General features: G+C 40.5%; 12 protein-coding genes and 1 riboswitch. Of the genes, 11 read left to right on the forward strand and 1 reads right to left on the reverse strand.

Annotated features, from left to right (window positions below; all coding sequences use genetic code 11):
• Nucleotides 1-246, reverse strand: a 246-nt coding sequence (locus AC4GME_RS03620) for an MCP four helix bundle domain-containing protein (protein WP_490379030.1), incomplete at its 3' end; no start/stop codon positions are given.
• A 237-nt stretch (nt 247-483) separates the two neighbouring features.
• Nucleotides 484-642: riboswitch (molybdenum cofactor riboswitch) on the forward strand.
• On the opposite strand from AC4GME_RS03620, the gene moaA reads away from it, so the two are divergent.
• The 11 genes from moaA to moaC form a co-directional block, all read left to right on the forward strand.
• Nucleotides 633-1,613, forward strand: a complete 981-nt coding sequence (gene moaA / locus AC4GME_RS03625; RefSeq protein WP_490376209.1) for a GTP 3',8-cyclase MoaA — start codon at nt 633-635, stop codon at nt 1,611-1,613. Its footprint overlaps the riboswitch before it by 10 nt.
• A 180-nt stretch (nt 1,614-1,793) precedes the next feature.
• Nucleotides 1,794-2,279 (forward strand): ferredoxin-type protein NapF, encoded by a 486-nt coding sequence (napF, locus tag AC4GME_RS03630; protein WP_490376210.1) that lies wholly within the window; start codon nt 1,794-1,796, stop codon nt 2,277-2,279.
• Nucleotides 2,269-2,544: a chaperone NapD gene (locus tag AC4GME_RS03635; RefSeq protein ID WP_490376211.1), complete on the forward strand. Its 276-nt coding sequence runs from the start codon at nt 2,269-2,271 to the stop codon at nt 2,542-2,544. The genes napF and AC4GME_RS03635 overlap by 11 nt, the downstream gene beginning before the upstream one ends.
• Nucleotides 2,541-5,036 carry a nitrate reductase catalytic subunit NapA gene (gene napA, locus AC4GME_RS03640; protein WP_490376212.1) on the forward strand — a complete coding sequence of 832 codons (2,496 nt, stop codon included), beginning with the start codon at nt 2,541-2,543 and terminating at the stop codon, nt 5,034-5,036. The genes AC4GME_RS03635 and napA overlap by 4 nt, the downstream gene beginning before the upstream one ends.
• 9 nt (nt 5,037-5,045) lie before the next feature.
• Nucleotides 5,046-5,798: a ferredoxin-type protein NapG gene (gene napG, locus AC4GME_RS03645; RefSeq protein ID WP_490376213.1), complete on the forward strand. Its 753-nt coding sequence runs from the start codon at nt 5,046-5,048 to the stop codon at nt 5,796-5,798.
• Nucleotides 5,795-6,682, forward strand: a complete 888-nt coding sequence (gene napH / locus AC4GME_RS03650) for a quinol dehydrogenase ferredoxin subunit NapH (protein ID WP_490376214.1) — start codon at nt 5,795-5,797, stop codon at nt 6,680-6,682. Before napG ends, napH begins: the two co-directional genes overlap by 4 nt.
• Complete coding sequence (locus tag AC4GME_RS03655) at nt 6,679-7,146, forward strand: nitrate reductase cytochrome c-type subunit (protein WP_490376215.1); 468 nt, start codon at nt 6,679-6,681, stop codon at nt 7,144-7,146. Before napH ends, AC4GME_RS03655 begins: the two co-directional genes overlap by 4 nt.
• A 17-nt stretch (nt 7,147-7,163) precedes the next feature.
• Nucleotides 7,164-7,739, forward strand: coding sequence for a NapC/NirT family cytochrome c (locus AC4GME_RS03660; protein WP_490376216.1), 576 nt, complete (start codon nt 7,164-7,166; stop codon nt 7,737-7,739).
• Between the two features lie 72 nt (nt 7,740-7,811).
• Nucleotides 7,812-8,390 carry a molybdenum cofactor guanylyltransferase gene (locus AC4GME_RS03665; protein ID WP_490376217.1) on the forward strand — a complete coding sequence of 193 codons (579 nt, stop codon included), beginning with the start codon at nt 7,812-7,814 and terminating at the stop codon, nt 8,388-8,390.
• A gap of 30 nt (nt 8,391-8,420) precedes the next feature.
• Nucleotides 8,421-8,936: a molybdenum cofactor biosynthesis protein B gene (gene moaB, locus AC4GME_RS03670; protein WP_490376218.1), complete on the forward strand. Its 516-nt coding sequence runs from the start codon at nt 8,421-8,423 to the stop codon at nt 8,934-8,936.
• Between the two features lie 10 nt (nt 8,937-8,946).
• The coding region (gene moaC / locus AC4GME_RS03675; RefSeq protein WP_490379031.1) for a cyclic pyranopterin monophosphate synthase MoaC at nt 8,947-9,415 on the forward strand (469 nt) is incomplete at its 3' end.

Consider the following 9,415-nt stretch of genomic DNA (forward strand, 5'->3'; position numbering starts at 1 on the left):
ATCAATGGATAATGTGAAATTGTTTAATTCATTTTCAACTTGTTTAAATTTACCCTCGCTTATCTGCAGTTTTATTTTTTGCCAATCAGCTAAGAGCGTAGCACTTTGTTCGTTAAGTGATTGCGTATTAAACCAGGAAGATTGTAGTAATTTTGCCGGTGATAGCGTTTGCTCTACATCAGCTAGAATATTATGCATATCTTGTGGGTGGTAACGTGATGAGTAAATAAGTTTAAGCGTACTCATTTTCAATTCAGTCAATCTATTTATGCTATTAGTATCTGAAATATGGCTATCAAACGAGCTGAATACACTTAAGATATGTACGGCTGAGACGATAAGAATCAACAAACAGGTGTTTGTTATCACTTTTGTAACTGAATGGGAATGAAATAGTAGATTAATTTTCATGGCTATAAGAGAATATGGAAAGTGAATTTAAGTGTAACATAACGTTGATTTATCTCTAACATATGTAACAATTTATTAATACAGCTCCGAGCTTGATCTCACTAAGTTTTCTAAAAAAGATAAATATGTGAATTAAGCCGCTTAACCGGTAATAGTTTACTTGGTTAAGAAGGGTAAAGACAGAAATGTGTTTGCCTCCCGTGTTTGGAAAGGAACTTAATATGCAACAACTCATTGATAACTTCGACAGGAAGTTTGAATACTTACGCCTGTCTATTACAGATGAATGCAATTTCAAATGTAATTACTGCCTGCCCGATGGATACCAAAGGACTCAAAAAAAACAATTTCTAAGTGAATTTGAAATTGAGAATTTACTGCGCGCTTTTGCTGAGCTTGGAACTAAAAAAGTGCGAATAACGGGGGGGGAGCCAAGTTTACGCAAGGACTTTTCATCTATTATTTCAATTATATCTAATACTAAGGGGATTCAAAAAGTAGCCACAACAACCAATGGTTTTAACCTGTTTAAACAGGCGCAACAGTGGTTTGATGCCGGCCTTGACGCTATCAACGTCAGTGTTGATAGCTTAGATCCGAAAACGTTCCACCTAATTACCGGTAAAAATATTTTTCAAAAAGTGATGCAAGGTGTTTCAGCCTCTGTGGAGGTTGGTTTCAAACAAGTTAAAATTAACAGCGTATTGATGAAAGGGTTTAATGATACGGATTTAAATTTGTATCTTGATTGGATAAAAGAGCAGCCGATTCAATTACGTTTTATCGAATTGATGCAGACAGATGATAACGCTGACTTTTTTAATAAACACCATCTTTCCGGAAATTTAATTAAAGAAAATCTATTAAAAAATGGCTGGACACAAAAAGTAGGGCTTAGCCACGATGGGCCAGCACAAGTCTTTACTCATATTGATTACCAGGGTGAAATTGGTTTGATTATGCCATACAGTAAAGATTTTTGTAAAAGCTGTAACCGTTTAAGGGTCTCGTCCACAGGTCGTCTTCACCTTTGTTTGTTTGGTGAAGAGGGTGTCGATCTGCGAGATTTACTCGCCTGTGAAAATGATAAAGAAGCATTAAAATCAAGAATTTTAGCGGCTCTCTCTAATAAAAAAGTGAGTCATTATTTGCAGCAGGGGGAAGTAGGAGGAACACCTCATTTAGCCTCTATTGGTGGATAAGCCAACAATGTCAGCATTCAATATGTGGGGTAACTCCCACTCTACCAACTCAATTCTTGATATGTATCAACTCCAGTTACGCTTTACCCTAATTAGGTATATGTTATTTACTAACAATATTTAACAATTTAACTACCGCTTTTAACGTACGTATAACAAAGTGAAAATTAGGGTTCCATTGTGCAATTTAATGCCAGTAAACGAAGTTTATTTAAAGCTAAGAAAACAGTTGCGACAAACAATTTATTACCTTGGATTAAAGATATCCAAAACTTTATAAGTAACTGCAACCAATGCGGAAATTGTGTTACGGCTTGTCCAGATCAGATTATTATTAAAGGTGATGGTGGTTATCCAAAAGTTGATTTCAATTTGGGTGAATGCAGTTTTTGCGGCAAGTGTGCAGAGAGTTGTAAAGAAGAAATATTTGTAGCTACGAGTGAATCTGCTTGGAATAAAAAAGCATTTATTAATAATCAATGCTTAGCTATTGCAGATGTTTATTGTCGCAGTTGCGCTGAAAGTTGTGAGAGTCAGGCACTGACCTTTCAGCTTGGTTTAAATGCAAGACCGCAAATCGACAGCGATTTATGTAGCGGATGTGGTGCTTGTGTTTCACCTTGTCCAACGCAGGCGATTGAAATAAGGAATAATAATGAAGAATGAAGAATTACATATATCCAGCTTGATCGTACATATCAATCCTAAAAAATCATCTATTATTGAATCAAGCATCAATTTATTAGAAGGCGCTGAATTAGTAACTATTTCACCTCAAGGAAAAGCGGTTGTGGTGCTTGAAGCACCTAATCAGAGGGTGATTATGGAAATAATTGAGCATATAAATGAATTACAAGGCGTGATTAATACAGGTCTTGTTTATCATGAATTTGAACAAATAGACGCAGAAATAAGTGAGGGAGTAAAATGAAATTTACCAGACGTGAATTTATGAAAGCACAAGCGGTTGCCTCTGCAGCTGCTGTTGCTGGCATAACACTACCAGCCTCCGCCAGCAATTTAATTGCCAGCAAGGATGCCAGCAAAATCAAGTGGGACAAAGCACCTTGTCGTTTTTGTGGTACAGGCTGTAGTGTATTAGTCGGCACACAAGATGGTCGCGTTGTTGCTACACAAGGTGATCCAGACGCACCAGTAAACAAAGGCCTTAACTGTATTAAAGGTTATTTTCTATCGAAAATCATGTACGGTAAAGATCGTTTAACAACGCCTTTACTGCGAATGACGGACGGTGTTTACGATAAAGAGGGGCAGTTCGAACCAATCTCCTGGGATAGCGCTTTTGATATCATGGCTGAAAAATTTAAAGATGCCCTGAAGAAAAAAGGTCCAACCTCAGTGGGGATGTTCGGCTCTGGTCAATGGACCGTTTGGGAAGGTTATGCTGCTTCTAAATTGATGAAAGCAGGCTTCCGTACTAATAACTTAGATCCAAATGCTCGTCACTGTATGGCTTCTGCTGTTGGTGGCTTTATGCGTACCTTTGGTATTGATGAGCCGATGGGCTGTTATGATGATCTTGAAAATGCAGATGCATTTGTACTATGGGGATCAAATATGGCCGAGATGCATCCAATTCTTTGGTCGCGTCTGACGGATCGCCGTTTAAGTAATCCTGATGTGCGTGTTCATGTATTATCAACTTACACGCATCGCTCATTTGAGTTAGCAGATAACGGCATGATCTTTACGCCGCAATCTGACTTGGCAATCTTGAATTTTATCGCTAACTACATCATCCAAAACGATGCTGTCGATAAAGATTTTGTGAAGAAACATACTAACTTCCGTAAAGGTGTTACAGATATTGGTTATGGTTTAAGACCAACTCACCCACTCGAAAAAGCGGCTAAAAATCCCGGCAAAGGTGGTTCTTCAGCAATCACTTTTGAAGAGTTTGCAAAGTATGTTTCTGAATTTGATGTTGAGTACGCAGAGAAAATGTCCGGTGTACCAGCAGAAAAACTAATCCAACTTGCTAAGTTATATGCAGATCCGACTAAGAAAGTTACCTCTTATTGGACAATGGGGTTCAACCAGCATACTCGCGGTGTCTGGGCAAATAACCTGATGTATAACGTGCATCTGTTAACCGGTAAGATTTCTAAACCCGGTTCTGGTCCTTTCTCATTAACAGGTCAGCCTTCAGCTTGTGGTACAGCGCGTGAAGTAGGTACATTCTCACATCGTCTTCCTGCCGATTTAGTGGTTAAAAACCCTAAACATCGGGCTATAGCCGAGAAAATATGGAAGCTGCCTGAAGGTACCATTCCGCCTAAGCCTGGTTACCATGCTGTTCTGCAAAACCGTATGCTTAAAGACGGCAAGTTAAATGCCTACTGGGTTATGTGTAATAACAACGTTCAAGCTGGTGCAAACATTAATGAAGAAATTATTCCGGGTTACCGTAATCCTGAAAACTTCATTGTTGTTTCAGACCCTTATCCAACAGTTACTGCACAAATGGGCGATCTTATTCTACCGACTGCAATGTGGGTGGAAAAAGAGGGCGCTTACGGGAATGCTGAACGTCGTACGCAGTTCTGGTATCAGCAGGTCAAAGCTCCGGAAGGCGCACAATCTGACTTATGGCAGTTGATGGAGTTTGCTAAACGCTTCAAAATTGAAGAAGTATGGCCTGCCGATCTGATTGCTAAAATGCCTGAAGTGAAGGGCAAAACGATGTATGACGTACTTTACCGTAACGGTAATGTTGATGCATTTGGTCTTGATGAAGTGAAAGATGATCAATTAAATGATGAAGCTCGTCATTTCGGTTTTTATGTTCAAAAAGGTCTGTTTGAAGAGTATGCGACTTTCGGCCGCGGTCACGGACATGATTTAGCACCTTTTGATCAATACCATCAAGCACGCGGTTTACGCTGGCCAGTTGTCGATGGCAAAGAAACACTGTGGCGTTTCCGGGAAGGATACGACCCCTACGTCGAAAAAGGCAGTGAAGTACAGTTCTATGGAAAAAAAGATAACAAAGCAATTATTTTCGCACTACCGTACGAGCCACCTGCTGAAGTGCCGGATAAAGAATACGACTTATGGTTAAGTACTGGTCGTGTACTTGAGCATTGGCATTCAGGGTCGATGACGCGCCGTGTACCTGAGTTGTATCGCGCATTCCCGGATGCGGTGGTATTTATGCACCCAGATGATGCTAAGTCTCGAGGACTGCGCCGAGGTGATGAAATCGTACTGGCTTCACGCCGTGGTGAGTTAACTTCTCGTGTGGAAACTCGTGGTCGTAATCGCCCGCCGAAAGGTCTGGTATTTATGCCTTGGTTTGATGCAAAACAACTTGTAAATAAAATCACACTGGATGCGACGGATCCGCTTTCGAAAGAAACGGATTACAAAAAGTGTGCTGTAAAAATTACTAAAAAAGTTTAATAAAAACGTATGAGTAAACGTCCTCAGCGCAAAGTTACACGTCGCCAGTTTCTTGTTAATGCAAGCAAAGGGGCGTGTGGTGTAGGATTTATGGGATTAGGACTGGCTGGTTATTCAAATCAAAGCCAGTCATTTAACCCGCAAATGCTGCGTCCACCGGGTGCATTAGCTGAACTGGATTTTCAGTCTGCCTGTATTCGCTGTGGTTTATGTGTTGAGGCTTGTCCTTACGATATGCTGAAATTAGGAAGGTTATTTCAGCCGATAGCAACTGGAACACCTTATTTTCTGGCGCGCACAGATCCTTGTGAGATGTGTGAAGATATTCCTTGTAAAGCAGCCTGTCCGACAGGTGCGCTTGACCCGGAGCTTAACAATATCGATGACGCTAGAATGGGGTTAGCAGTGTTAATAGATCAAGAGAATTGTCTCAATTTTCAAGGTCTGCGTTGTGATGTTTGTTATCGCGTATGTCCATTGATTGATGATGCTATTACCTTAGAGATGCATCGCAACCAGAGAACTGGACATCATGCTGTATTTATTCCGACGGTGCATTCATATGTGTGTACCGGTTGCGGTAAATGTGAAGAGGCTTGTGTATTAGAAAAAGCTGCGATTAAAGTGTTGCCAATAGAGCTTGCAAAAGGCGAACTTGGAAAACATTATCGCTGGGGGTGGGAAGAGAAAGAGAAAGCAGGCTCATCGTTAATTGATGAAGTATTAGATCTGCCGGATCGCGTTCCTGAGGTACTGAAATGAAAAATAATCAGTCTTTAGGCACAGCTGCGATAAGTAAGAAAGGTTGGCTTTTAGCAAACCGCTTCTTAATACTGCGCCGGATAGTACAAGTGACGATATTAACGCTTTTTTTACTCGGCCCGTTAGCTGGAATCTGGATTATAAAAGGTAATTTAAGTTCCAGTCTGTTATTAGGCGTGGTGCCTTTTACTGACCCGTTTATGCTGTTTCAAAGTATGGCTTCCGGACATCTGCCGCTGTTTCAGGCATTTTTAGGGGCATTAATTGTAGTTCTGTTTTATGGATTAGTAGGCGGGCGGGTATTTTGTTCCTGGGTTTGTCCGGTTAATTTATTAACTGATGCGGCCGCCTGGTGCAGAAGAAAGCTGAATTTGCGCAAAGAGAAAGTAATAAGCCGTCAATGGCGCTATTGGATATTAGCAATGGTGATGATACTGCCACTTTTTACCGGGGTGATGTCATGGGAGCTGGTCAACCCGGTTTCTGCATTCAATCGCGGTCTGTTTTTTGGTATGGGGTTAGGCTGGGTCTTATTTTTAATGATCTTTCTGTTTGACCTGCTTGCTGTTGAAAACGGATGGTGCGGCCACTTGTGTCCGATGGGGGCTTTTTACTCTCTGATCAACAGAACTAGTTTAATGAAAGTGAGTGCAGTTAAACGTGATAAATGTACAGACTGCTCAGACTGTTTTGATGTTTGTCCTGAACCCGCGATTTTAAAAGGTCCGGTATATGGAAAAAAACATGAAATTGGACCTTTAGTTAAAGACTTAACTTGTACAAACTGCGGCCGTTGTGTTGATGTTTGTGCAGAAAATGTTTTTCAAATTACAACCGTTTTAAGCGGTAAGAATAGCCTAGCAAAGGGTGGAGAAATAAAATGAAAAAATTGCTAACAGCGATAGTAGCAGCAGGGATAGTAGCATTATCGGCCTCACCAGCATGGAGCACTGATACTGAGTTGGTTACTGATAATGGAGGGGTCGAGTCATTACGTGGTCATGAAGAAATTTCTGATATTAACAAATCAGAGTCGCTGAAACGTGTACCGCGAGACCAACTGCCCATTGATAGAGAATATATACAGCAACCTCCGTTAATTCCCCATACCATTCGTGGTTACCAGGTGAATTTAAATGCGAATAAGTGTCTGTCTTGCCATAGCTTTAAAAATGCGGGCGAAATGGGGGCTACAAAAATTAGTGTTACTCACTTTGAAACTCGTGACGGTACAACGTTATCAGATGTTTCACCACGTCGATATTTCTGTTTGCAGTGTCATGTAACACAAGCAGATGCTAAACCGTTGGTTGAAAATGATTTCAAACCAGTTGATTCGTTACAATAAGTCGGGAGCTTAATATTATGCTGAAACTATTGAAGCGTTTATGGTTTATTATGAAAACGCCATCATCAGCGGCATTTGGTTTAGTGCTATTTCTAGGTTTTGCTGGTGGTATCATTTTTTGGGGGGGCTTTAATACAGGTATGGAAGCAACTAATACTGAACAGTTTTGTTCAAGTTGTCACGCGCCAATTGTAAAAGAGATCCAGGAAACCATTCACTACGCTAACCGTTCCGGTGTGCGTGCTATCTGTTCTGATTGCCATGTTCCACATAACTGGACTGATAAAATTGTACGAAAAGTTCAAGCATCTAAAGAGTTAGTTGCATTTGCTATGGGGACCATTAGCACTGAAGAGAAATTTCAAGCGCGACGTGGCTATTTAGCAAATCGTGAATGGCACCGTATGAAAGAGAATAATTCTCAGGAATGTCGAAACTGTCACGAGTTTGATTTTATGGACTTCAGCGAGCAAGGAGCACGCAGTGTTAAACAACATTCAACCGCTCTAGCATCAGGCGATAAAACCTGTGTCGATTGTCATAAAGGTATAGCTCATAAACTACCTGATATGTCAGGTATAGAAGGTTGGTAAGCTAGTTGCTATACTTTCGATTAAAGGGGCATTAAGCCCCTTTTTTATATGTAAAATAAAAGGTTATTGTATTTGAAAATTGCAGGGATCGTTTTAGCGGGTGGTTTATCTACTCGAATGGGAAAAGATAAAGCACAGCTTTTATTAGCTGAGCAAACACTGTTAAGCAGGGCTGTATTGTTATTAGAGTCGGCCAGCTTGCAGAAAGTATTTGTCAGTGGCCAATATCCACTTTTTTCCTGCATCCCCGATTTGCATAAACAACTTGGTCCAATCGGTGGATTACATGCGTGTGTGGAGCATCTTTTTGGTTTATATGACGCGCTATTTATTATGCCTGTCGATATGCCTTTACTTAGCGAGATAGAATGTAAGCAACTGATCGAACAGTATGCACAGCATCCTCAGGGAGTGTTTTTTGAACAGGTCACCTTCCCCATGATCTTACCGTTAAACAAGCAACTCAAAGAATATTTATCAGAAGCGTTACTTTCACCACAGAAAAAACAGCGCTCACTGTACCGTCTTCTTAAAACACTTAAAATACAGCCTGTTAATTACCAGCAGCAGGACGATTTCCGTTTCCAGAACAATAATACGCCACAAGAATGGAAAATATGTCAGGAAATGCATTCAAAACTGTCAGACTAATATGGCATAAAATAATAAAAAGGAATATAAATGAGTCATCTATCTACAAAAGAGTTTAAACCATCAAAAATCGCAGTATTAACTGTTTCAGATACGCGTACAGAAGAAACTGACACATCAGGTGGCTATCTTGTCGATTCTTTAGAGGAAGCTGGCCATCATCTTGAAGATAAGCAGATTGTTATTGATGACCTTTATAAAATTCGCGCTATTGTTTCTAGTTGGATCGCAGATCCGAAAATAGACGCGATTTTAATCACTGGTGGAACTGGTTTTACATCTCGAGATACCACACCAGAAGCTGTTTCTGTTTTATTTGATAAACAGGTCGAGGGGTTTGGTGAGTTATTCCGCCATATCTCATATCAGGAAATTGGTTCATCAACCATTCAAAGTCGGGCCCTAGCTGGTTTTGCTAATAAAACAGTTATTTTTTGTATGCCTGGCTCGACGGGGGCATGTAAAACTGCATGGTCAAAAATTATCAAAGAGCAGATGAATTCACAGCACAAACCATGTAATTTTATGCCACATATTGGGGTTTAAAGGTATTTATATGAGTAATCAATTTACCCACATCAACCAGGATGGCAAAGCAAATATGGTTGATGTGACCGATAAGAATGTCACAGAGCGTCAGGCTATTGCACAAGCGTATGTTGAAATGTCGCCGAAAACGCTCGATTTGATTGTAAGCGGTGCTCACCATAAAGGGGATGTATTTGCTACCGCACGCATTGCCGGCATTATGGCTGCAAAAAAAACATCCGATATTATCCCGCTTTGTCATCCACTTGCATTAACAAAAGTGGAAGTTGAGTTAATAGCTGAGCCGCAATTTAACCGCGTTAGAATTAAAAGTTTATGTAAACTCTCCGGTAAAACAGGTGTTGAGATGGAAGCATTAACAGCCGCTTCTGTTGCAGCATTAACCATTTACGATATGTGTAAAGCGGTGCAAAAAGATATGGTAATCAGCCAGGTTAAATTGCTCGAGAAAACCGGCGGAAAGTCTGGTCACTTTA

The organism is Psychromonas sp. (assembly GCF_983033635.1).